The following is a 24,262-nucleotide window of genomic DNA, read 5'->3' as shown; positions in this document are numbered from 1 at the left end:
GCAAATCTTAAATAAAAAATTTATTTATAAATCTTTTCAATACCGAGGGTTTGTTCTCATAAAAAACAGCAGTTTGGTTGTAACGCTCATCATAAGTAGTTTTCCAATATTCTTCAACAACTATCTTTACATCCTGTGGATATGAAACTATTACATCATCAATAATAGTTGTGATATGATTGGGGAACTGTTGCCGCAAAACAGCAAATATCTCGTCGATTTTAGGCCATTTTTCTACAACATGCGGTGCTGGTGGTGGACCTAAGAAACATCGGGCATCATCAATAAAAATTATAGCATCATCAATAGATTTTAATGCGGCCAGTTCTTCTAAAAGAGGACACTCATCCTCTAAACCAGCATCACCCCAACACCAATGACCATCTAGCCAAAAAAACTCCTACCTGAAATTTTTTGCATCAGCAAGGGCAGTTGATCCCTGCTATCGCCAATGATAAATTCAATATTTTGTGGACAATCTACGCTTTCTTTCACATTGTTGCTGGTCTCAGCATCAATTTCGATAGTATATACGTTCTCGAATAATGTAGCTGCCCATAATGCGGTTCCGCCTTTGTAGGTGCCAGTTTCAATGAAATTTTTGATTTCAATTTTTTTACAGATGCTGGCAATTAAGTTTTTTGGCGCAGAAAAATTGATTATGCCCATAATATATTTTTTTATTTTTAAAATGTCATCTCTATCTTCATCGGGTTTAGGAACATACCTGTGCCGAATGTTTTTAAAATGCTTTTGTCTAATTGAGATGCAGATATATCGGAGATCGTAATTGCTGCAATTTGTTCAGCATAGTAAAGTGTTTCACCTAAATAGGAAAAACCTAAGCTGAGTAGATATTGTCCTGAGCTGAATAAGATATCGGTTTCCTTAAATAGTATTTCATGTATGCCTGCTTCTAGCACCATAGGTGTACTCCATGATGTGCGGATATTGACACTCATGCTACTTGTCATTCCCAATCCAACAATGAGGTTTTGTATTTGAGCGTTGACATTAAATTTAATTCGTATTTGCCAAGGGCTTCCGAATCGGTATTTCGTTGACTAAATTGTTTTCTTGGTCTTCAATAGTTAACTGGATTGGATATACACTTAAATGCTTTGACTGACTGAATAGATAAGTATTCTGATTTTGTTTGTTGATCAATAAGTATTTATCTATTACCTCGTTGATGGATCCTGTTTGGCTGATCTTTCCGTTATCAAGCAATAAGGCGTTATTGCAAATGTTGAGGATAGAAGTCATATTATGGCTCACAAATAACACTGTCCTTCCTTCTCCTTTACTCACTTCACCCATTTTGCCCAAACATTTCTTTTGAAATTCTGCGTCCCCAACAGCCAGAACCTCATCTACTATCAAAATTTCTGATTCTAAATGCGCAGCAACTGCAAAGGCCAAACGTACATACATGCCTGATGAATATCGTTTCACAGGGGTATCCAAGTACCGCTCAATGCCTGCAAAATCTACAATCTCATCTAATTTGCGTTGAATTTCCTTTTTACGCATGCCTAAAATGGCTCCGTTTAAAAAAATGTTTTCCCTGCCTGAAAGTTCAGGATGGAAACCCGTACCAACTTCCAATAAGCTGGCGATTCGTCCTCTACCACTAATCTTGCCTGTAGTAGGAGCCGTAACTTTACTTAATATTTTAAGCAAGGTGCTTTTACCAGCTCCGTTGCGGCCAATAATACCAACCGCATCACCTTGTTCAATTTCAAAATTAATATCCTTTAAACTCCAAACAATATCACTCTTGCTTTTGATATTCTGGTTATTGCTTTCGCCGATAAGTAAAAAAGGATCTTCCTTGCCACGCATCCTAGCGTACCAGCGCTCCAAGTCGCGGCTAATTGTACCTGTTCCAATCTGACCCAACTGATAGGCTTTAGATAGGTTTTCTACTTTTATAGCAATATTTGACATTTGAAATAATTAATCAGGGAATCGATTTAAGCAATCATCCATTACACCGTATCAACAAAATTCCGTTCTACTTTATTAAAAATCACGATTCCAAAAGCCAGTAGCCCCAATGTAACCACTGTTGCATATCCTAAACTTGCCCAGCTAAAACTGCCTTCGCCCAAAAAACCAAACCTAAAGGTTTCTAAAATAGGCGTCATTGGGTTATATTTAATAATCCAGGCGTATTTGGGGTATTTAGTAAGCGCAGTAGATAATGGGTAGATTACGGTGGTAGCATACATTAACAATTGCACGCCAAATCCGACCAGAAATGCCAGATCGCGGTATTTAGTAGTCATAGCTGAGATGATCATTCCTGTGCCCAAACCCAATAAGGCCATTAAAATTACCACAACAGGTATTAGTGATATAGCCCATGAAGGATGAAAATCTGCACCGGATAAATAGTAATAACCGAACATGATCAGAAAGAGAACCATCTGCACACCAAAACGCACCAGATTGCTTACTACAATACTGCAAAGGCATAATTAATCTGGGGAAATATACTTTCCCGAAAATACCTGCATTATCTCTGAAAACTGTAGAGGTTTTGGTTAAACAGTCCGAAAAGTAATTCCATGCGGTAATACCGGCCATGTAAAAAAGTGGTTTCGGAAGTCCATCAGTAGAGATACCCGCAAGATTTCCAAAGATAAAAGTGAAGATGACAGTCGTAAATAAAGGTTGAATGAAAAACCATAACGGACCTAAAATAGTCTGTTTATAAAAGGAAACAAAATCGCGCCTAACCAAAAGCCAAAGCAGATCGCGATAGGCCCATATCTCGTTAAGTTTTAAATCGAATAAAGAAGCTTTAGCCTCAATAGTCCAGCTGTGCTCTTCGTTATGCATACTTTTTTTCGTTCATTCGCCTATGCTGAAATAACAAATCAGCAACCTTTTTTCTATATTGTGTGTATCCAAATGTCTCAAAACAAAGCTTTTGGATTGCTTTAGCATCATGTTTTTCTTTTTGCAATGCGCTAATCACCTCTTTCCCAATTTCGGATGTATTTTTTGGATCCACAAGGATACCCAGTTTACCATCCATTAACGCATCTGTGCTCCCATCAGCATTGCCACCGATTACCGAACAGCCATGCGCAGCAGCTTCTATAAATACAAGGCCAAAACCCTCTGCTTTGCTCGGCATTGCAAATACATCTGCCAATTGATAGTATAAGTTTAGTTCCTCATCAGGCACAAAGCCCGTAAGTATGATGTTTTTTTCAAGTTTAGCTTCAATAATGAGCGAATTGATCCGCGCCAATTCTGTTTGATCAGCTTTTCCAACAAGTAAATAAACCAAATCCGGATAATGCTGAACAACCTGTTTCATGCAGCCAATTACCGAATCGTATCCTTTATATTGTTCGGATGAAGATAAACGGCAAATACTCAACAATACCCTTTGAGTGCTTTTAATTCCATGTTTTTTAAGAAGTATATCTGGTTTCAATGCTGGCTCAATTATTTTAAAATAGGGATCCAAACAATTGTTCAGTACTTTAATCTGAGTACCCGAAATGCCGTGCTGCCTAATAATCTGAGTAGCTGTATACCGGCTTACCGACCAGATCTCTAGGCTTTTAAGCATTTTTTTTTTCCAATCGGCCAATGAATGCCATATCTCTATACCGTGGGCAAAAAGAATAACCCTGACTGCTGGCTTCAACTTTTTAATGATGTTAGCAAAGATTAATAAATGCACATGACTCAAAACCACCACATCTGCTTTTAATCCCTGTTTAAGGGCAGCCAAGCCAAAAGCTGTTTTTCTGCCAGAGTAGCCTTTAAATAAACTTGGTGATACATAAGCCAAATCAGCCTGGTCATCGTACATCGACAATACATTATAAGATTTTATCTCAGCACTTGCCATCAAATCATCAAGTGTTTTTGCAAAAGTTTTGCTCACTTTTTCTATGCCCCCAGTTAAACTGAAGGTATGTAAGGTTAAAAATAAAACATTTTCACTTTTCAACTTCGGTTTTCCTAACGCCTAAATACCTGGTATAGCGACATTGCCTTGCTCCAGTGTAAATTACCCTGTCTAAAATCATTTACCATTTTCGCTGCAAGCTGATTTTTATTGGTTTTAATTAAACCTAAAAATTGTTCGTCTTTCCTTAACCAATGTTGAAAAGGGAAGGTAAAACCCATTTTATTTCGATCCCAGATTAATCGGGGGAGTAGGGAAGAAAAAGTATTGATCAAAAATGATTTTGGCCGTTTGCCTTCAAACTTTATTTTCGAATTGATAGCATTTAGCGTTTCAAGCAAATCCTGATCTAAAAAAGGTACGCGAACCTCCACACCATGTTGCATACTCATTGCGTCGGTATCCTTAAGCAATTGATTTTGCATGTACAAGTTACATTCCAACCAGCTGGCCCTGTCGCCATCCTTTAACTCCGGTTTTACAGTGCCAATGTTAGCCTGTTGCAGTACGCCATTTACCATTTCGATGGAACACGATAACAATTGTGCAATTTCATCAGGCGTAAATATTCCCCTCAAGAAAAGATACTCACCAACCGTATTTTGATAACTTAAATAATAAATCCTTTTCAGGCCTGCCGGTTTTCAAATGAATGCTTTTCCGAAGAACCAATTTGGGTACCTTTTTCAGCAACTTTACCAATCCCATGCGCTTAAAAGAAGGGTAACCTCCAAATAATTCATCAGCACCAATGCCAGAAAGAACAGCCTTTAAACCATTTTCCTTTGCGAAGTAATTAACAAACCACGAGTTAATCCCATCAGCAGTGGGTTGATCCATGGCTTTAAGCGCAGTAGGGAAATGTTTATTAAAGAGGGTAGGAGTAATGGTATACTCCGAATGATTTCCATGCATTTTCTGAACAATGGCATCCTGGTAAACTTTCTCAGAAAATTCAGCTTCTTCGAAATTGATTGATACCGTGTTGATTGGATTAACGCTTAGTGTATTCTGCATTTGAATTTGATCGGCAAGCAAACTCAAAATACTACTGTCTATACCTCCACTCAAAAATACACCGATTTTGGCGTCGGCTAGCAGATGCCTTTTAACAGCGGTATTTAAACTTTTTTGTACAGCAGTTTTAGCCTCATTGCGATCAAAAATATTAGCGATCGCTTGTTGTTTAACATAGCTTATGATTTCATAAGTATCTGTTTGATGTTGCCAGATCAGATAATTTCCTTTAGGCAGCATTTGCACTTCGTTAAAAGTGGTATATGGCTCTGGTAAATGCCCGAAAGCCAGGAAATATATTTTCCAATTTGCATCTTCGGTATACGCGTAATCAGTACAGGAGAAAGCTTTAACCTCCGATGAGAAAACCAGATGCTTAGCATTTGCATAAAAATAAAGAGGTTTAATGCCTGAATGATCTCTAACAAGAAAACTGAGCTGTTTAACAGCATCATATAGGCAAAAAGCAAACATTCCTTTAAATTTACTGAAGCTTTCAACTCCCCAGGCCGCATAGCCAGCTAAAATGACTTCGGTATCAGTTTCGGTTTTAAACTGAAAGCCTGATTTTTGAAGTTCTTCCTTAAGTTCTAGATAATTGTAGATCTCGCCATTAAAAGAAACGACCAATTTACCCTGTTGGTAATGCATAGGCTGATGCCCGTTTGGAGATAAATCAAGGAGTGCTAAACGTCTATGCCCCAATACAATCCCATCACTGCTGTTGGCATAAAATCCTTCACCGTCAGGTCCGCCATGAGCCATTATCGTACACATGCCTTTTACTTCCTGCTCGAGTAAGTTTATTGATCGATTTCGGTCGATTATGCCTGCTATTCTACACATTTATTTTAACCTACCATCTTTGCCCGGACACAGCTTCGCCCTCTCAGTCACATTTTTATTTTAAAATTGACTGACATTCTAATAATGTATTTTCCCACTCACCAATCCAGCTCAACAGATTTATACTTGTTTAGCTTTTTTCTGTTCGCATGCAGTTCACTAAATGGCGCACTTGCTCACATCTTACTTCTCCTAAGCTTCAAACTGGTTCCACAAACGCAACAGATGTATTAATCTCAATAGCGTAGCCCATATTTTGTAAACGTAAAATGATACGTTGTTTATTTTGTATTGATACCAGTTCGGCCATAATTCCCTTAAACGGACCTGCTTTAATCAGCACCCGTTCACCAGGTTTAATGTCATATTCAAAAACCTCAAGATCTGCATCAGTAGCAAGCAGAAGTTTAAGGTCGTTAATTTGTTGTTCGGGTATATAAGCGATTTGGCTGGAGAAATAAATGAACCTGGCAATGCCGTTGGTCATTAAAACTTCAGCATATTCTTTTGCAGAAATATACACAAACAGGTAGGATTTAATTAAGGCCTCCTCAACTATTTTTTTACGGTCGCTCCATTGTTTTACCGTTTTTTTAAGCGGCAAATAAGCTGGAATGCCTTTTCTGGTCAATTCATCAAATGCCTTTTTTTCTGCTCTCGAACGCGTATAAACCGGATACCACCTGTAATTTTGATCAATCATTAAGCTTAATCTTTATAAAATCCTTGCTCACTTCAACATTTCAATCATACACTCTTATTGATAGATATCAATTACCTTTTCCACACCAATTAACCACGAACTATTGATCAATGAACGGCATTGTTTAACCAATTGATCTTAATTCCTTTTCCAAAACATCCACCATTTTCGTTTCTCCTCATCATAATAGCCAGAGCCAGAATAACCAGAGTAATCAGAATAATAGTAAGTGCTGTTTCCACCTCCCCGACTGTAATCGGTAGTATAATAATTCGAATAAAGCGCATCATCGCCAAAAGCATTTAAGATAATGGCCAGATTAGTAAGCGCATATTCCCTTGATAATCTTTCTGGAATATTGGCTGCACGCTGTTGAGATACTCCCGAACGGATCACAAATAAATTCACATCAGATTGGCGGATCAGCGGGATAGCATCCGATACCAAACCAACAGGTGCAGTATCAACCAAAACGTAATCATATTCCTTTTCCAGTTTATGAAGCAAATCCTGCATCAGGGCACTGTGTAATAATTCGGAAGGATTCGGCGGAACTGGTCCAGAAGGAATGAAATCAATCTGATGCACATCATCATGGATCAACACATCTTCGAGTTGATGCTGACCTGAGAGTACCGAGCTTAATCCTTTTTTGTTATCAACATCAAAAACCTTATGTAATCTGGATCTGCGTAAATCAGCAGCAATCAAAATCACCTTCTTTTCAATTAAAGCCAATGTTCCGGCAAGATTAATCGTAACGAAAGATTTTCCTTCTCCTGAAATTTCTGAGGTAATGCAAATAATTTTGCTTTGTTTATGACTGGCCAAAAAGCTTAGGTTAGTCCTTACAGAACGGACAGATTCGGCAAAAACTGATTTGGGCTTGGCAATAGACAATGCTTGCCGATTATCTTGATCTATAAATTCAGGAAATTTTCTGATCACCCCGATTATTGGGGTGTTTGTTAAGCCTTCAACAGTTTCCTTATCGTAGATGTATGGATTTAAAAAGCGTACCAATAAAATCAAACCCATTCCCACCCCCGTACCCAATAAGATAGCGAATGTATAAGCCTTATTTGAATCGGATGCGATAGAATTATAAGAAGGGTAAGCTAGATTAACAATGGCAGCACCTGCAACAGTAGCGGCCGCATTCATTTCAGCTTCTAGTTTCTTTTCTGATAAGTAGGAACGGACCTTATTATTCACTTCAAAATTAGTGCTCAATTTAACAAAGTTTTGTTCTTTTAAAGGTATAGTACTAATGCTTTGGTTTACTCCTGAAATTTGGCTGTCAATGTAACGAAGCGTTTGCTCATTGCCTTCCCGCATCAGCCGGATGTTATTTCTAATTCCTGATTTGATATTCGAAATCTGTTGTTCAATTTGTTTAACCGGTTGCGAATCTGAAGTAAATTGGCTCAGCTTAATTTCACGGTTTGCCAAAAGCGTATTAAGTTGCAATAACAAGGCACCTAAGCCAGCATTTAGTTCTCCCTCTAAGTCAAGGCCAATTTCTATTTTAGTCCTGTTATTGTTAACCTGGTCTTCCAGTTGTTTTATACCAAGGAGTTTAATGTTAAGTTCAGTTTTTTGTTTTTCGAAATCGGCAAGTTTACTTACAGTCATTGAAGTTGCAGTACCCAAATCCACAATCTTATTCTGCGTTTTATAATTTGCAAGCGTACTTCCTGATTTTCCTGCTTCAGTATTAATAAAACCCAGCTGACTGTCGATAAATTCAACCGTTTGCTTTGCAGATCGTTGCCGTTGAATCAAGTCGTAACGAACATATTCCTTCATAATGGCATTAAGCATATCTGCAGCAAATACGGGATTACCATCCGTTAAACTTAAACTCATTACATTGGTAAAACGGGCTGCTTCTGCCACATTTACGCTCATTGCCCTGCCAACAAAATCCTCTTTGGTATTAAATTTAAAGCTGTAATTTCCGCTTGGAATTTCCGATCGGATCCGGAACTGCATATTCCCTAAGTTTAATACTTCTCCGTATTTATGCGGAATTAATTTAGCCTTTTGATTATTTGGGTCACCGATTTTAAAGGTATTTTTATCTAAAGCCTCAACAAGGTATAATCCTTTACTAAAATTAACTGAATCCTGCTTAATGATCTCGATCTGAAAAGGAATATTTGGGTAAAGTTCTGTTGTCCTGATTCTTCCTTTAAGGTAATAAGAGATTTTATAATCAAGATTAGCAATGGCATTTAACATTACTTCGTTACTCCTGATGACAAAACTTTCTGCCTGAATTTTATCCGTATAGTTATAAACCTGCGTAGGCATCTGGTTATTGGTGCTTACGCTCGGGTTGCTATCTTGTAATTTTAATGAAGCATAGGTTTGATATACCGGAATAGTATACAATACCTTAATTTTAGCAATAACCAAAGCAATAGCTATACAGCCGGCAATCCAATACCATCTACTCCAAAAAACACGGAATATTTTATAAAAATCAATCTGCTGGCTAACGGCCTTTGCTTCTAAATTCTGTTCTTTTTCCATTAACGTGTTAGCGCGAAAATTAATGTTGCAAGGTTAATCACCACCAATAAAGGCTGTACAATGTTATTATAGCTTTGTAAACGTTCGCTTAAGGCTTGGCCTTTGGTTTGCTGGATAACAATAATATCATTATTTTGAAGTACCAGTTTCTTACTAGCCAGGCTATTGATATCGTTTAAATTAACATAGATGATTTCGGGATGGCTGCGATCACCCCTAATAATTTTTAAACTTTTGGGGTCTGCCGTTTTGGTAATCCCACCAGCTTCTCCTATTATTTCAATGAGATCTGTATTGTCTTTTTCGAGGTAAAAATTTCCTTGTCTTCCAAATTCACCCAGTAAGGTAACCTTCAAATTCACTACGGTTAACTCAATTATAGGATCTTTGAGCAGTTTACTTTTATAAATATTCTGTATTTTGATGGCTGCTTCTCTTCTTGTTAAGCCGATAACTTCTACTCTGCCTACTGCTGGTAAATTAACCATACCATCAGGCTCTACCGCATAAGCCAATACATTCTGAGCGGAGCCACTTTGGTTACTGTTGGCGTTTGCTGAGCCTGAAACTCCTGCGCCATTACCATTTGTTGCTCCAAATTCCGGATTCTGCACATTCCGGATGGCCAGTTGATCATTAACCTTAATTTTATAATAAATATCACTAAGCCCTTGATCATTTACCACATAAACCTGCTTAATCGTATCTGTAACAATATCTGTTGGCGCATTGAATAAGCTATGTTGCTTGCGTACAGAACAACTCGATAAGATTGAACTTAAAATAACAACGCATAGCAGTAGCAGAGGTAAGTATTTCTTTTGGGACATAATTTTAAAGATACGTTTATGCGATTAAACTTCCACATATCTGCTACAAAAATACGTTTTCTATTGGCTAAAAAAAAAGCATAATCTGTTATCTTATTACCATAAGAGACCTGTCTCGCTATAATACATTGATTATGAATAGAATATTAATGCGGCTGTATTTTTCTTAAGATGTAGCTGATAATCAAATCGATAACAAGTGTATGATTTGTATTGTTAAAAAAAATAATGCGCTTGCGAATTATCAAGATTAATTGTTTTGTCGTAGTTATAATACGGTATTCGCAGAGTATTAGTTTTTATTACTATCTAATGAAAAAGCAGCTCTGTGCCATTGTATTCTTTGTCCTAATTTTTTCATCGTTTGCTTCTGCTCAATGGGCAGCAAGTTCGGATGGAAACTGCTTGTATGATGTTTTTGGAAACCTGGTGCCAAACAGTTGTCAAACAGATATAAAATGTAAATATAAAGACACTGGCACCACCAGAAGAAATTGCTATGGCGTACCAACGCCATTTGGCTGCTTTGGTTTTGAGTACACTGAAAAACTGTTTATTACAGAATGTCCTTTAGATGACCTGGTTAATCCCTTATGCATTGTTTTGGGAACAATTGCATTTTTTTATCTGAAAAATAACAAGCGTTTCTGGATTGTGTAGGCAACTACTGGTATATATTTAAATTTAGCTTTAAAATATTTTTTCAGCAATTCATGCTTAAATTATGGTATCCCTATGTCCGAACAATATTTTCATTAGTAAATTCTAGGTGTACCCTCTACTCATTAATAGGTACAAAAATAAAAGAAAATGTATGATTATATTGATGATTATAGCATTTGACAGGATGTTTTCCCATCTTTGCCTGGTCTTTATCCCGATATATGAAAAACAAAAAGAAATATTTTTTCCTTATCGCTTTCATCTTATTTACAGTTTTTGCCAAAGCTCAAACAAGCTATTCAAATGGTTGTTATGTATCTTCTGAAGGAAGAGCCTACATCACCATAAGTGGAGTTTGTCGTGTAGGATTACAAGTTTGTGACCCTACAGTGAGCAACAATTATATCGTAATAACACGTACAACTACAACTTCATGTACAACCTGTGGGCCAACCGCTAAATCTGGTGTCTTAGTGGATTTCAACGTTTTTCCATGCTCTATAGAAAATAACTTAATCGGTTTAATATTGCTGAGTGCATTTTCTGGGATATTTATTATTAGAAGATCTGTTTTAGTAACTCCACTATCCTAAAAATCATCCTTAATAATTTTCATTAAGATAATTTCTCGATGACAATTGTCAAGCGTTTTGCTTGGCCAATGATCATTGCCTTTACCCGCTTTTCTGGGTTTTATTGCATTTCAGCGTATTTTTTCATAACTTTTATGATTTGGTCGGTATGTCATATCTGCCTCATATTCATTTCGTTCATTTATTAGTTTTTTCTTTTTTTCTTACTTTTGTAATATTAATCTTACGATTATTTGGGGTTTGTGTTTGGTTTTGTACTGTCGCTGCTTCAGGATTTAGTTGTCTATTATCATAAAAAAAAAGATTGTCGCAGAACATCTCCATTCATGGGAGTTACGTATGTGCACCCATTAGTACCAAACAATAATGTCGAAATATCTCTCTTTAACTGTCTCGTCAGCAGTTTTATTTTTCTCGTTTATATCACCATCATTTAGTCAAGTTACCGGGCGGGGCTGTAATCTAGGCAGTAATGTAGCAACACAATTTTTAGGCACGGCCACTTACAATGGAGACGTTACCCAAAGTGTTCGGCTTTACAGATCTAGTCCATTAGTACCCATAATTACAGGTAACGGATACAGCGGCTATAGATGCGGCTATATAAATGTGTATCCGGCAGGCACCAGGTATGTATCTGCTACAAACTCCAACGTATCCTATAACGCAGCAAATGAAATTACAGCAACCTCCAATACAAGGTGCGCAACTTCATCTTCTTATACCGCAAACTTTACGAGCGGCAATGGTAATGAAGGAACTGAGATCGATTATAGGTATAACGATCCCGCATATTATGCTGATGCCGATCCAAATTATCCATGTTCAGCGCAGCTTAATAATCTACCTATTGATGATTATCTTTCATTGTTATTATTTCCAATAGGAGCCTGTAGTTTTTTGTTTATTCGAAAAAGAGCAAGCAGTCTTTATTAACATTATAATAAAAAAAATATTCCTTATAGTTTTGGTGAGTGTATTATCTTATAGGTAGAAATTGCACCTTAATTTATAAACGCCCAATTTTTTTTGAACAAAACGAACGGCCTTTTTAGTTTTTAACTAAAGTAACTTCGTGTATCAATTTAATGGTGCATGAGGGGCTTTTACTTTTTCATATTGATGATTTTGATTTCAATTGATTCATTTTCTCAAGGATCAGTTGATGGTTGCTTACTTTCCGACAACAGGGTATACACAAGCTATACTAGTTTGTTAGGTGCTAGATTGTATTCTTCTTCCTCATCCACACCACTTTCCATAAATTACTGTTCATGGACAGCTTCTTCAACAGTTTCATGCAGTGTATGTTTTGGAAGTATAAACGCACTTGCATTGGTATGCCTTGGCGGCCCAGTTTACAATGGTCAGCGCGCTATTTATACCATGATAGAATGCAACCTCGACGATTACTCATGGCCCCTCGCCACTGCCGCTGGTATTTTTGGCATATTCATCATAAGGAGAAGAAATAAATTTTAGCAGCCTTCCAATTTACTTTACACCTACTAATTGTATTGCTATATTTACCCAAGTTTGCTTTACACAATAAAGTCAGATTGTCCCTCTGGTAAATATGAAAATTTCACTCATCACGGTTGTATATAATGGCGAAACATTTTTGCAGGATTGTTTTGATTCAGTAAAAGCACAAACTTATCCCGATCTGGAATATTTGGTGATAGATGGAGCATCTACAGATAGCACAGTAAACATTATTCAAAACAACAGTGCACACATAGATTATTTTGTTTCAGAGAAAGATAAAGGATTATACGATGCCATTAATAAAGGTATTGAACAAGCAACAGGAGATGTCGTTGGAATCTTAAATGCAGATGATAAATTGGCCAGCCCTGAAATTTTGAGCGCAGTTGCCAGGGCTTTTATCGAAAATCCGGAGATTGATGGAATATATGGAGACCTGAACTATGTTCATCCACATACCAATCAAATCATTAGAAAATGGAGATCAAAACAAGCCAGCCAACAGCATATAAAAGAAGGGTGGATGCCCGCACACCCGACCTTGTACTTAAAAAAAGAGTTGTTTAAAAATTATGGTAATTACGCCTTAGATCTTCGTACAACAGCAGATTACGACCTCATTTTGCGCTACTTTTACCAACATAAAATCAAAGCACTACATTTGCCGCTTTTAATGGTTTCCATGCGTACCGGCGGACTCAGCAATCGATCAATACAAAACAGGATAGCTGCATTTATTGATGATTACAAAGCCTTAAAAAGAAATAAAGTGCCGAATCCATTATTAATTGTGCTTAAAAAAAAGTTCAGTAAGTTGAGTCAGCTTTAGTATTAAATTATTTTTTGTAACTGTCGCCTGATTTCAAATTTTAAAACAATGCCTCATTTGATTTATATCATGGTAAAGAATTTTTAGGCCTGTTTTGTTATCATTACAATAGTTATATTTGCTCGCAAGTCCCGATATTTTGTTTGAACCGATACTGAATACTTATTCTGGCTATTTCTGTATTGCCATTTTTATATTGGCTTTTTCCATTGTGGTTATAAGTGTTCCGAGCATCATCTATACCTCACTTAAATACCGCCTTTTTGATAAAAACGATCTTTACCGTAAAACCCACAAACGCAACATTTCCCGCTTGGGCGGACTGGCCATTGTAGGAAGCTTTACCGTAAGCATTTTACTTTTTTCAGCAGTTATTAATTTTAAAGAAGCCAATTTTCTTATTGCATCATGCATTATACTTTCAGCGCTTGGCTTAAAAGACGATGTATATGGCACCAATACCAGCACCAAATTTATTTTACAGATTGTGGTCGCCTTTATACTGGTCGTTTTTGGAGCTTTCAGGTTAACTAGCCTATATGGTGTATTGGGTATTTGGGATATGATGCCGCTTTGGGGCGGACTATTTTCAATCGCGCTCATCATTTTCATTAATAATGCATTTAACCTGATCGATGGCATAGATGGTTTGGCGGCTGGAATAGGGATTTTTTCCAGCTTTGCTTTCGGTATTTTATTCCTGCTGATGGGACAGATACCCTATGCATTTATCGGTTTCGCACTTGCAGGCGCAATTGGCGGATTTTTAAAATACAACTGGTTTCCCGCTAAAATATTTATGGGCGATACCGGAGCGTTAATTATCGGCCTCATTTCTGCCGCATTGGCCATTAAGTTTATCGAGCTTAATAAATTTACAGGCAATAATGATCCAGCTTTCTACTCAGCCCCCGCAATAGCAGTAGCCCTACTCATTGTACCCATCTTCGATTCATTAAGGGTATTTACCATCAGAATCCTCAGAGGCAGATCTCCGTTTAAAGGCGACCGTAACCACATCCATCACCGTTTGGAAAATCTGGGTATAAAACCCAACTGGATTGTGCTCGCCACGTTCGGTTTCAACATCCTTATTGTTGCGGCAACACTTACATTGCAAAAACTTGGTAATTTTGTGCTCATCCTGATGATTATCGGCATTTGCATCCTCTTTAACAGTTTAGTAACCCTATCTTTGCTAAAAAAGAAAAAAGGATAAACTTCCCATTTCAAAATAAGCCTTTGGTTTGGCAAATCATGCTGGTTTTTTCATTTTAATCATCCCATTTCCATCTTATAGATTCATCTCTTCCCTTTCATAAATAAATACTAATTTTGCGCTCAAATTTTATATGTAATGAGGCTGGCAATAAATGGTTTTGGTAGAATAGGAAGAACATTTTTACGCTTGGCATTGGCTGAGGGATTCGAAGTAGTAGCAGTTAACGATCTGGCAGATGCAAAAACGATGGCTCATTTATTTAAATACGATACGGTGCATGGCGTTTTTGCCGGAAAAGTTTCTGCCAAACCCGATTCGCTTGTTATTGATGAACTCTCCATCCCGGTTTTTTCAATCAAAGCAGCTGATGAATTGCCCTGGTCGGCCTTAAGGGTTGATGTAGTAATTGATTGTACGGGCAAAAACCTCACCAGCGAAGCAGCACAAAAACACATTACCGCGGGCGCAAAACAAGTGCTTATATCTGCCCCTGCGGCTGATGATATACCTATGGTGGTACTGGGCGTTAACGATGACCAGATTGATCTGAAAAGCCAGATACTATCAAATGCCAGTTGCACCACCAACAATATTGCACCAATGATCAAAATCCTGAATGATAATTGGGGGGTGGAAGAAGGATATATCACAACGATCCACTCGATGACGGGCGATCAGAACCTGCATGATGCCAACCATAAAGACCTGCGTAGGGCAAGGGCAGCCTCTTCATCCATTATTCCAACCACAACAGGAGCAGCAAAGGCCATTACACATATTTTTCCCGAATTAGATGGGCGCTTAGGTGGAGGCAGGTATCAGAGTTCCGGTATTAAACGGATCTTTAACAGATTTTACCTGTTTGCTAAAGAAAAAAACCACCATCGAAGAAATCAACGCCGCCTTTAAATATGCGGCAGAAAACGAATTGAAAAATCTCATCGAGTACACAGATGATCCTATTGTTTCTGTAGATATTATTGATAATCCACATTCATGTATCTTCGATTCTTTGTTAACTTCAATTGTTGGCGATCTGGTTAAAGTAGTTGGCTGGTACGATAATGAGTTTGGGTACAGTAGCCGCTTGATTGACGTAGTAAAAAAAATAGAGCAGCTTACCACGGTAAAAAATGATAAATTGTTAAATTTTTCTGGATTATAACCTATCAGCCAACGTATTCCATCATACTAACTGGTTATCATTTGCTTTATCATTATCCGTATTCAATCCTGATCAAAAGTATTTGTCAGGTATACCTGAAGCATAGCAAAAGCGTAGTTATATTATAATTAAGCAATTAAAGAAAGATTTAATTGGTTGTCGACTTTAATGCCCAATACACCAAAACGGGTTGAAAAAATAAGCGCATAAGCCTTTTTTTATCGGTATTGAGTCCGAAAGCACTTCTTTTATGGGTAAATTGTGAAACATTACCAGGAAATACCCCAACAAATAATCCTGCAGCAATTTTTCCAATAGTTTGTTCATGCTTTTTCGGTGCCAGTACAAGTGCGGTACCCAATGCAATTTCTACCAAACCGGAATAAACAACAGTATCATCTTTTTTTAACGGAACCCAATCCGGTACCTGTGCCTGGAAAGCTTTACGCGCAAAAGTTAAATGCCCAATTCCGGCGGTTATCAGACCTGCACCCAATAAAAGTCTGGCAACTGTTTTTATATTTTCTTCTCTCATACTTAAAAACTAATAATAATCTTCCCTCTTCAACAAATCACATTGCTGATCTGTTTTGAATACCCTCTTATTAGCGCTCATTTTTCTTACCATATCACAGAACTTTTCTTTGTATCACTCCTAATACAAATTTCTTAAAACCTGTAGGAGGATACTGATTTTTTTTTGCAATAAAAGATTACCTTTGTTGATAATGCTCCAATATCCCTATCCCAAAAATGAGAAAGAAAGACTGGCATCCCTTGCAGGATACCACCTTATGGATAGCGGTGAGGAAAAAGAATTTGATGAAATTGCAACAATTGCCTCAGCCATATGCGGTATGCCGATTTCGCTGATCACTTTTATTGATGAAAAGCGGCAATGGTTTAAATCCCACATTGGAACAGACATTACCGAAAACCTCCGCGAACTTTCTTTCTGCACCCATGCCATAGGCTCGGGAGAGGAGATTATGATTGTTGAAGATGCCCGGCTAGATGAACGTTTTGCTGAAAACCCAATGGTTACAGAGCCAACAAAGCTGGTATATTATGCAGGCGTACCACTTATAAATGAAGAAGGTTATGCCCTGGGTACAATTTGCGTACTCGATCAAAAGCAGCATAAATTAACAGCTGAACAGGTTGCAGCCTTAAAATCACTCGGCCGGCAGGTGGTGGATAAAATCGAACTTAAGCGAACAATTACCAAACTTCAGGCAGCTAACCAGGAATTAACAAATTCCAACTTGCTTATTCAAAAATTTGCATCAATGGCAGCGCACGACATTAAAAATCCTTTAACCAATATGCTGCTCACCTCGCAGCTGTTAAAAAGAGGGATGGAAAAAAATGAAGATCAGCGTTCACTTAAATTAATCGAAGTAAATATATCATCAGCAAATGCCCTGCTATCGTTGGTAGATGAAATGCTCGATTATTCCAGATCACCCTCGCAGCTCATTGCAAAGAAACAGAAAATCAGGCTTAAAGCACTTTTCGAAAGAATACATATATTACTGAGCGCACCGGAAAATTTTGCTATAGAGTTTCATTCCCAACTCGAGGAGATTCACTATTCCAGCATTGCACTGGAGCAAATACTCCTAAACCTGATCAGTAATGCCGTCCGTTATAACGATAAAGCAAATGGCTGGGTAAAGGTGATCCTCAGTGAACATCAGGATTGTTATCAGCTTATCGTAGAAGACAATGGAATCGGTATCGCCCATGAGTACCACCACAAAATATTTGATAACAATTTTACCCTCGAGCTTGCCGACCGGTATGAGAAAAAGGAACAGGTATAGGGCTTTCTACTGTAAAAGATCTCATCACTGCTTTACAGGGGAATATTTCGCTAACTTCAACCCCTGGCGAAGGCACAGCATTTTTGCTAACGCTTAAAAAATAATCCCGATTTCATTCTCAATGCCATAGTTATAGTAAAATAAGTACTGTAGATTTTGTGGTCTATATCCAGTTCGCTAATTTAGCTACCGTAACATTTGCCGAAAAACAATTATCGACCATGAAGAAATTCATTATACCTATAACGGCATTGACCATCATGCTTGTAGCAACAGCCTCAATGTGCTTTTGTCAGCAAAAAAAGAATGGACAGAAATCCATCACGCCTAATATTATTGTAATCCTTACAGATGACATGGGCTTTAGTGATGTTGAAGCATTTGGAGGTAAATTTGTTGCAACACCAAATATAGACCGCATTGCAAAAAACGGTCTCAAACTAACCCAATATTATAGCGCAGCACCTATCTGTTCGCCATCAAGAGTTGGAATGATTACAGGTATGTATCCAGGGAGGTGGAATTTTACAACCTATCTGGATAACAAAAAACACAACAGAGAGGCTGAACAAGCGGATTTTCTCGACCCTAAAGCCCCAACAATAGCTAAATTTTTTAAAAATGCAGGTTACGCAACAGGGCACTTTGGCAAATGGCACATGGGCGGCGGCAGAGATGTTAAAAATGCACCAGGTTTTGAGCAATATGGTTTTGATGCCCATGCCAGTACCTACGAAAGCCCCGATCCTGATCCCGTGCTTACCGCAACAGATTGGATCTGGTCTGAAAAAGACAGTATCAAACGCTGGGACCGCACCAGGTATTTTGTAGATAAAACCCTCGATTTCCTTTTGAAGCATAAAGATCAGCCCTGTTTCATCAACCTTTGGCCCGATGATGTGCATACCCCCTGGGTACCGAGAAAAGAAACCGAATACACAGGTCAGTATCCGATGAACCCTCAGGAAGAGGCTGCCTTTAAGTTGGTGCTCAAAGAATACGATAAGCAGATCGGCAGGCTGTTAGATGGCCTAAAGCAGATGGGAGAAGATCAGAATACCATCGTGATTTTTACCAGTGATAACGGTCCGTTACCCAGTTTTAAAGGCAGCAGGGCAGAAGGCCTGCGGGGATCAAAGCTCTCACTTTATGAAGGTGGTACCAGAATGCCATTCATCATCAGTTGGCCCGGTCATATCGCTAAAGGTAAAACAGATGAAAGTTCGGCTGTAAATTCACTCGATCTTTTGCCTTCACTCGCTAAAATGGCCAGTGTTTCCATACCTGCAAGTTACAATGGAGATGGAGTGGACAGAAGCGGGGTGTTTTTAGGGAAACCCTCAGCAAGAGGAAAAGAAATGTTCTGGGAATATGGACGCAACGATATCGCCTTTAAATATCCAAAGCCGGTAGATAAAAGTCCGAACCTTGCCATACGGTCTGAGGAATGGAAATTATTAATGAATAGCAACGGAACTGATATCCAACTGTACAATATCCTTAAAGATAAAAAAGAAACCACTAACCTTGCCTTGGGCCAGGCAAAGATTACCAGGGAGTTAAAAGAGAAGTTGCTCAACTGGTGGGAATCCCTGCCAAAACTAGCTCCCGCTGGTCCCTAGAGAAAAAATGATATGAATTTCTCGTCAAAACCACTATGATTGCAAAATAAGTTTCTACTAAGCATGCTTTTTTTGGTGTAGGCGAGCAAATAATAAATTGCAAATCAACCGGCAAGCCGGAGATTTTGATTGCTGATCCAAACCTTTTCCTGTTTTGTTGGTTTTATCAGCCAATACCTGACCAGATTTTGCTATTGCTGAACCTTTCTTTGTAGGTTTTTCTCAGTTGCTGGCAGGAGTAGAAAAGAACTCAACGTGTAAACAGAACTGGCTTGGAAACACAAGAAACACAAATCAAACAAAGGAAGTCTTTTCTTCCAAAACTGCTATTAATTCTCTCCTTGGCTGTGCTTCTTTGTACAGAAGGATACTTCGGGTGGAGGTTGCATGAACTTTCAGACCAGCAGGAACGCATCAAAGAAGACTATTCCGATATCAATAACATCACTTACGGACTGTTTTCTGTACAGCGGTGGAAAGATAATGTTTCCCGGATTGTGCACCATCAGGTCGGGAATCTGAAAATGACCAAAAAGCAAAAAAAGGTATTGCAATCAGAGGTGCAACAGGTATTGCTTGCCCTGATCGATAAGGCAGAGGCGCTGGTAAATAAACCCAAGAAAACAATCAGTGGAAAGATCCAGAAATTTGCAATCCGTAATTTTGTAAACTCCGATAGTATCCGTGCACAGGTGCCAGGTTTTGCCAAAAAAATCATTGCAGAAGTAGATAACCCCAAAAACAAAAAGCAGTTGAGCAAAATGGCGATGGGCGAATTTAATCAGCTGGCCAAGGAAGAAAAACTCGACAGCGCATTTGTTGCAAACGAAGTTTCAGTAAAGGCCATGTATGGTAAATATAAGGTATCAACAACCGATGAACTAAATGAAAAATTGGTTCAGATCCTTTCCGATATCCGTACCAAAACATACCGCTATTCTTTTGGCATGCTGGCTTGTGTGGTGTTGGTGCTAGGTTTTTGGTGGGGCTTGCGCAAAAGAAGAGACCTCCATACCACGCTTTTTGTAATGTCGCTGCTGTTTGCATTTATCCTTTTGGGGGTAGGCCTAACTGCATCAATGATTGAGGTTGATGCCAGAATCCGTTCGCTGGATTTTGTGCTCCTGGGCGAGCATGTTAGGTTTAAAGATCAGGTGCTGTTTTTTCAAAGCAAAAGTATTATGGATGTAGTGAGGGTACTCATCGGTCAGCCCGGGATTGATTCGATTCTGGTAGGCGTATTGATATTGGTTTTCAGCATTCTATTTCCCGTTGTAAAGTTAAGTTCTACAGGAGTGCATCTTTTGGGCAGCAAACGTCTTGCAGAAAACAAAATCGTTAAATATTTCGCGTTTCAATCTGGTAAGTGGAGCATGGCCGATGTAATTGTTATTGCAATTTTAATGGCCTATATTGGTTTAAATGGCCTGTTGGAAGGGCAATTGCAGGCACTCAATATCAAAAACGACTCGTTAACCATCCTCACCACCAACAATACCGCACTGCAACCCGGTTACATTATCTTCATCAGTTTTGTGCTATATGGCCTCATTCTCTCTACGATATTGAAGTTTATTACCCCACATGATGCCCATTAACCCATTTATTACAGCTGATTGATTAAATTATTTATGGAAACTACAAATAATAACACTCAAAATATCCATACCAAAAAAAACTGGTTAGCCCCGCTTGCATTAATTGTGGGTTTAAGTATCCTTTTGATAGGAGAAGGCTATTTTGGTTACCGTTTTCACCAATTATCTTACGAGCAGAAACGGATAAAAGAAGATTACAGCTTATCCAATAATATCACATTCGGAATTTTTTCGGTTGACAAATGGGGCGATAAGATTTCTGCAGTGGTAGACAGAAGGGTTAAAGGATTTAATTTAACTGCCGGGCAGAAAAAGGACATGCGCAAGGAGGTTGAAAAAGAATTGCACGGCTTGGTAAACAAGGCAGTATCAGAAGTTACCAAACCGCAGAAAACCCTTGGTGGTAAATTGAAAAAACTTGCTTTCAACAGTTTTGTTGATGTGGATGAACTTCATGCCCAGGTACCTTCCTTTGCCAAAACCATCGTTGCTAAAATGACCAGCCCTACCAGTTTAAAAAGGCTCAAAGGCGTAGCCGCAAGTAAAATAGACGAATTGGAAGGGCAGACTTACGATAGCACCGATACCACCATTACTACTGTGGAGCGTAATATTTATCGTAAATACCATGTAAACAATGCCAGTGCATATGATAAATTGATTAATTCAAGACTATCAGAAATCAAAAAAGAAACCCTTGAGTGCGCAGAAGGTATGCTAGGCTGTGTTGCCATTGCGCTGGTACTGTGGTTGTTTTTAAGAAAACGCGTGCAGTTGCATGTTCCCTTGTTCGTGATGTCGTTGCTATTTGCCATTATTTTGCTTACTGTGGGTGTTACTTCACCAATTATAGAGGTAGATGCACGGATCAAAACACTGGAGTTTGCGCTGCTCGGTGATAAAATAGCCTTTACCAACCAGGTGCTGTTTTTCCAGAGCAAAAGCATATTGGGCATTATCGGAACGCTGATCGAACAACCCAAACCCGATGCCGTGTTGGTTGGTGCCTTGCTGCTTCTTTTTGTAGTGATCCTGCCATTGCTCCGCATTATAGCCAGGGGCGTGCATGTATCATGCGGGCATCTCTTCGGTAGTAGAAAAGTATTGCGGTTTCTTGCTTTCGATCTTGGTAAATGGGACATGGCCGATGTAATGGTAGTCGGTATCGCCATGACATATATAGGTTTGAACGGAATATTGAAGAGCCAGTTATCCGGATTGAATATGGAAAATGATACCCTAAAAACGGTAACCGCAAATAATTCGGCACTGCAGCTTGGTTTTTTTGTGTTCGTGGCTTATGTAGTGTATGCAACCATACTTTCTTTTATATTAAAGCGGATTGATGAACAGAATGGCCCTTGCGAGTAAAACTTAAGAGGTCATCGGTTATTAATTTTTTTGCATAAATGGGGCTCAAAGCTATTTGCAAAGTGCATTTTACTTATTGCGTAGAATCTTTCTGACTATGGTCACACTTTTTCATACCAAAACCTGTGAAAATCAGTTTTAACCCACTAGCGCATATATCATTCTAAATTTTCATCATCGGCAATTTATCTCCAAAATGTTAGCACTTTTTGAGCAATATTATTATCGGGTTTCAATTGCTTTATTAACTTTGCAAACGTTTGCAGTGCATGCTATTGCAGTATCTTACATTGATACATTTGCCAATTGATACTAAAAATATGGTCAAATTTATTCTTCCGGAAGAAGTACTCCCTTTAAGAAGCCTGGTTTTGCGCAATGGCAAACCCTTTAAGGAATGTGTTTTTGAAGGAGATACTGCCTATGATACCTTTCATCTTGGCTTTTTAAAAGATGGAGAAATAAAATCGATAGCCACCTTTATGCGCAACGATTTTTTTCCTGAAGAAGGAGAAGGCTATCAGCTTAGGGGAATGGCAACACATCCCGATGCAGGAGGAAAAGGGTACGGAGCAGCATTGGTAACCTTTGCCATCGAATACCTGAAAGAGTACAATACCGACTACTTATGGTGCAATGCCCGATCAACAGCTGCAGCCTTTTATAAAAAAATCGGCTTTACCACCGAATCACCAGAATTCGATATCCCAGGAATCGGGTTCCACTATGAAATGAAATTAAACTTAAATCAAAAATAATAACATGAATACTATTGACCAGTTTGACTTTAAAGATAAAAAAGCATTAATCAGGGTAGATTTCAACGTGCCTTTGGATGATGAATTTAAAATTACAGATGATAAAAGGATCAGGGCGGCATTACCTACCATATCTAAAATTTTAAAAGATGGTGGTGCAGTGATTTTAATGTCGCACTTAGGCCGCCCGAAAGATGGACCAACTGATAAATATTCTTTAAAACACATTTTGGCTGATTTATCCTCACTTGTTGGTGTTGATGTTAAATTTGCTGATGATTGTATCGGTGAAAGTGCAGTAAAACAAGCCGCAGATTTAAAAGCAGGTGAAGTTTTATTATTGGAAAATCTTCGTTTTTATAAAGAAGAAGAAAAAGGCGATGTTGCATTTGCAGAGAAATTATCAAAATTAGGCGATGTTTATGTAAACGATGCCTTTGGCACTGCGCACCGTGCACATGCTTCTACCTCAATTATCGCTCAGTTCTTTCCTGATGCCAAATACTTCGGTTACCTAATGGCCTCAGAAGTGGAAAATGCAGAAAAGATACTGAACCATGCAGAAAGACCCTTCACAGCGATTATGGGTGGTGCCAAAGTATCGGATAAAATTCTTTTGATTGAGAAATTATTGGATAAGGTAGACAACCTGATTATCGGTGGCGGTATGGCATATACCTTTGCCAAAGCACAGGGCGGCGAAATAGGTACTTCATTATTAGAAGCTGATAAGCAGGAACTTTCTTTAGAACTGATTGAAAAAGCAAAAGCAAAAGGCGTTAACCTCATTTTGCCAGTTGATACCGTAATTGCAGATAAATTTGCAAACGATGCTGATAAAAAAGATGTAACCTCAGGCCAGATCCCTGCAGATTGGATGGGATTGGATATCGGTCCAAAATCAGTTGAACTGTTCCAGGATGTGATCAAAAACTCAAAAACATTATTATGGAACGGCCCGATGGGTGTTTTTGAAATGGAAAGTTTTCAGGTAGGCACCAAGGCAGTTGCTGAAGCAGTGGTAGCCGCTACTAAAAACAATGGTGCGTTCTCATTAATTGGTGGTGGTGATTCTGCCGCGGCCATTGCAAAGTTCGGCATGGAAGACGAGGTAAGCTATGTGTCTACAGGCGGTGGTGCTTTACTTGAATATATGGAAGGTAAAGAGTTGCCAGGCGTAAAAGCCATTAACGGATAGAAAATAAATTTCAAATTGAAAAGGCCCTGCAGATTAACCTGCAAGGCCTTTTTTATTA

The 24,262-nt window shown here is 38.5% G+C and carries 24 protein-coding genes and 2 pseudogenes; 13 read left to right on the top strand and 13 right to left on the bottom strand.

Features of this window, described 5'->3' with window-relative positions; all coding sequences use genetic code 11:
- Positions 1 to 7: 7 nt before the first annotated feature.
- The 12 genes and pseudogenes from AC0IWE_RS13970 to AC0IWE_RS13915 form a co-directional block, all read right to left on the bottom strand.
- The gene (locus AC0IWE_RS13970) at positions 8 to 199 is read right to left on the bottom strand and encodes a hypothetical protein (RefSeq protein WP_471793508.1); all 192 of its coding nucleotides are present in this window, start codon (positions 197 to 199) and stop codon (positions 8 to 10) included.
- A 185-nt stretch (positions 200 to 384) separates the two neighbouring features.
- The gene (locus tag AC0IWE_RS13965; RefSeq protein ID WP_471793507.1) at positions 385 to 669 is read right to left on the bottom strand and encodes an O-methyltransferase; all 285 of its coding nucleotides are present in this window, start codon (positions 667 to 669) and stop codon (positions 385 to 387) included.
- 17 nt (positions 670 to 686) lie between these two features.
- Positions 687 to 926, bottom strand: coding sequence for a hypothetical protein (locus tag AC0IWE_RS13960; protein WP_471793506.1), 240 nt, complete (start codon positions 924 to 926; stop codon positions 687 to 689).
- Positions 927 to 1,020: 94 nt separating this feature from the next.
- Complete coding sequence (locus AC0IWE_RS13955; RefSeq protein WP_471793505.1) at positions 1,021 to 1,950, bottom strand: ABC transporter ATP-binding protein; 930 nt, start codon at positions 1,948 to 1,950, stop codon at positions 1,021 to 1,023.
- A 41-nt stretch (positions 1,951 to 1,991) separates the two neighbouring features.
- Positions 1,992 to 2,414 carry an ABC transporter permease gene (locus AC0IWE_RS13950; protein ID WP_471793504.1) on the bottom strand — a complete coding sequence of 141 codons (423 nt, stop codon included), beginning with the start codon at positions 2,412 to 2,414 and terminating at the stop codon, positions 1,992 to 1,994.
- Positions 2,415 to 2,553: 139 nt separating this feature from the next.
- Positions 2,554 to 2,847, bottom strand: a pseudogene (locus AC0IWE_RS13945) (ABC transporter permease); the annotation flags it as partial.
- On the bottom strand, positions 2,840 to 3,979 hold the full coding sequence (locus AC0IWE_RS13940) for a glycosyltransferase family 4 protein (RefSeq protein ID WP_471793503.1): 1,140 nt from the start codon (positions 3,977 to 3,979) through the stop codon (positions 2,840 to 2,842). The pseudogene AC0IWE_RS13945 and the gene AC0IWE_RS13940, both read right to left, overlap by 8 nt.
- A gap of 11 nt (positions 3,980 to 3,990) precedes the next feature.
- A complete protein-coding gene (locus tag AC0IWE_RS13935; protein ID WP_471793502.1) occupies positions 3,991 to 4,515 on the bottom strand; it encodes an asparagine synthase-related protein in 525 nt (174 codons plus the stop codon).
- A 10-nt stretch (positions 4,516 to 4,525) separates the two neighbouring features.
- The gene (asnB, locus tag AC0IWE_RS13930; RefSeq protein ID WP_471793501.1) at positions 4,526 to 5,800 is read right to left on the bottom strand and encodes an asparagine synthase (glutamine-hydrolyzing); all 1,275 of its coding nucleotides are present in this window, start codon (positions 5,798 to 5,800) and stop codon (positions 4,526 to 4,528) included.
- A 199-nt stretch (positions 5,801 to 5,999) separates the two neighbouring features.
- Positions 6,000 to 6,503: a UpxY family transcription antiterminator gene (locus tag AC0IWE_RS13925; RefSeq protein WP_055915286.1), complete on the bottom strand. Its 504-nt coding sequence runs from the start codon at positions 6,501 to 6,503 to the stop codon at positions 6,000 to 6,002.
- A 138-nt stretch (positions 6,504 to 6,641) separates the two neighbouring features.
- Complete coding sequence (locus AC0IWE_RS13920) at positions 6,642 to 9,041, bottom strand: GumC family protein (protein ID WP_471793500.1); 2,400 nt, start codon at positions 9,039 to 9,041, stop codon at positions 6,642 to 6,644.
- Positions 9,041 to 9,871, bottom strand: coding sequence for a polysaccharide biosynthesis/export family protein (locus AC0IWE_RS13915; protein ID WP_471793499.1), 831 nt, complete (start codon positions 9,869 to 9,871; stop codon positions 9,041 to 9,043). Before AC0IWE_RS13915 ends, AC0IWE_RS13920 begins: the two co-directional genes overlap by 1 nt.
- Positions 9,872 to 10,183: 312 nt before the next feature.
- Between AC0IWE_RS13915 and AC0IWE_RS13910 the strand changes: the two genes are divergently transcribed.
- The 6 genes and pseudogenes from AC0IWE_RS13910 (at position 10,184) to gap (ending at position 15,831) form a co-directional block, all read left to right on the top strand.
- Positions 10,184 to 10,531: a hypothetical protein gene (locus AC0IWE_RS13910; RefSeq protein WP_471793498.1), complete on the top strand. Its 348-nt coding sequence runs from the start codon at positions 10,184 to 10,186 to the stop codon at positions 10,529 to 10,531.
- Positions 10,532 to 10,755: 224 nt separating this feature from the next.
- Positions 10,756 to 11,127, top strand: a complete 372-nt coding sequence (locus AC0IWE_RS13905) for a hypothetical protein (RefSeq protein WP_471793497.1) — start codon at positions 10,756 to 10,758, stop codon at positions 11,125 to 11,127.
- Positions 11,128 to 11,493: 366 nt separating this feature from the next.
- Positions 11,494 to 12,063 (top strand): hypothetical protein, encoded by a 570-nt coding sequence (locus AC0IWE_RS13900; RefSeq protein ID WP_471793496.1) that lies wholly within the window; start codon positions 11,494 to 11,496, stop codon positions 12,061 to 12,063.
- Positions 12,064 to 12,703: 640 nt separating this feature from the next.
- Complete coding sequence (locus AC0IWE_RS13895) at positions 12,704 to 13,444, top strand: glycosyltransferase family 2 protein (protein ID WP_471793495.1); 741 nt, start codon at positions 12,704 to 12,706, stop codon at positions 13,442 to 13,444.
- Between the two features lie 139 nt (positions 13,445 to 13,583).
- Complete coding sequence (locus tag AC0IWE_RS13890; RefSeq protein ID WP_235526212.1) at positions 13,584 to 14,663, top strand: MraY family glycosyltransferase; 1,080 nt, start codon at positions 13,584 to 13,586, stop codon at positions 14,661 to 14,663.
- 138 nt (positions 14,664 to 14,801) lie between these two features.
- A pseudogene (gap, locus tag AC0IWE_RS13885) lies at positions 14,802 to 15,831 on the top strand (type I glyceraldehyde-3-phosphate dehydrogenase).
- Positions 15,832 to 15,979: 148 nt separating this feature from the next.
- On the opposite strand, the gene AC0IWE_RS13880 reads toward gap, so the two are convergent.
- Positions 15,980 to 16,366, bottom strand: a complete 387-nt coding sequence (locus tag AC0IWE_RS13880) for a DoxX family protein (RefSeq protein ID WP_471793494.1) — start codon at positions 16,364 to 16,366, stop codon at positions 15,980 to 15,982.
- A gap of 193 nt (positions 16,367 to 16,559) precedes the next feature.
- Between AC0IWE_RS13880 and AC0IWE_RS13875 the strand changes: the two genes are divergently transcribed.
- The 7 genes from AC0IWE_RS13875 to AC0IWE_RS13845 all read left to right on the top strand — a co-directional run bounded on the left by AC0IWE_RS13875 (position 16,560) and on the right by AC0IWE_RS13845 (position 24,204).
- Positions 16,560 to 17,657, top strand: a complete 1,098-nt coding sequence (locus AC0IWE_RS13875; RefSeq protein ID WP_471793493.1) for a sensor histidine kinase — start codon at positions 16,560 to 16,562, stop codon at positions 17,655 to 17,657.
- Entirely contained in the window at positions 17,654 to 17,761 is a 108-nt protein-coding gene (locus AC0IWE_RS13870; protein ID WP_471794043.1) for a hypothetical protein, read from the top strand. Before AC0IWE_RS13875 ends, AC0IWE_RS13870 begins: the two co-directional genes overlap by 4 nt.
- Before the next feature lie 117 nt (positions 17,762 to 17,878).
- Positions 17,879 to 19,279: a sulfatase family protein gene (locus AC0IWE_RS13865; protein WP_471793492.1), complete on the top strand. Its 1,401-nt coding sequence runs from the start codon at positions 17,879 to 17,881 to the stop codon at positions 19,277 to 19,279.
- Between the two features lie 272 nt (positions 19,280 to 19,551).
- Complete coding sequence (locus AC0IWE_RS13860; RefSeq protein WP_055915254.1) at positions 19,552 to 20,877, top strand: paraquat-inducible protein A; 1,326 nt, start codon at positions 19,552 to 19,554, stop codon at positions 20,875 to 20,877.
- Positions 20,878 to 20,910: 33 nt separating this feature from the next.
- Positions 20,911 to 22,248, top strand: coding sequence for a paraquat-inducible protein A (locus AC0IWE_RS13855; protein ID WP_471793491.1), 1,338 nt, complete (start codon positions 20,911 to 20,913; stop codon positions 22,246 to 22,248).
- Between the two features lie 320 nt (positions 22,249 to 22,568).
- Positions 22,569 to 23,006 carry a GNAT family N-acetyltransferase gene (locus AC0IWE_RS13850; protein ID WP_162235841.1) on the top strand — a complete coding sequence of 146 codons (438 nt, stop codon included), beginning with the start codon at positions 22,569 to 22,571 and terminating at the stop codon, positions 23,004 to 23,006.
- A gap of 4 nt (positions 23,007 to 23,010) precedes the next feature.
- Entirely contained in the window at positions 23,011 to 24,204 is a 1,194-nt protein-coding gene (locus AC0IWE_RS13845) for a phosphoglycerate kinase (protein WP_471793490.1), read from the top strand.
- The last annotated feature ends 58 nt before the right edge of the window (positions 24,205 to 24,262 follow it).

It is taken from the genome of Pedobacter sp. AC402 (assembly GCF_979252805.1).
This window is presented reverse-complemented; position numbering and strand designations above follow the sequence as displayed.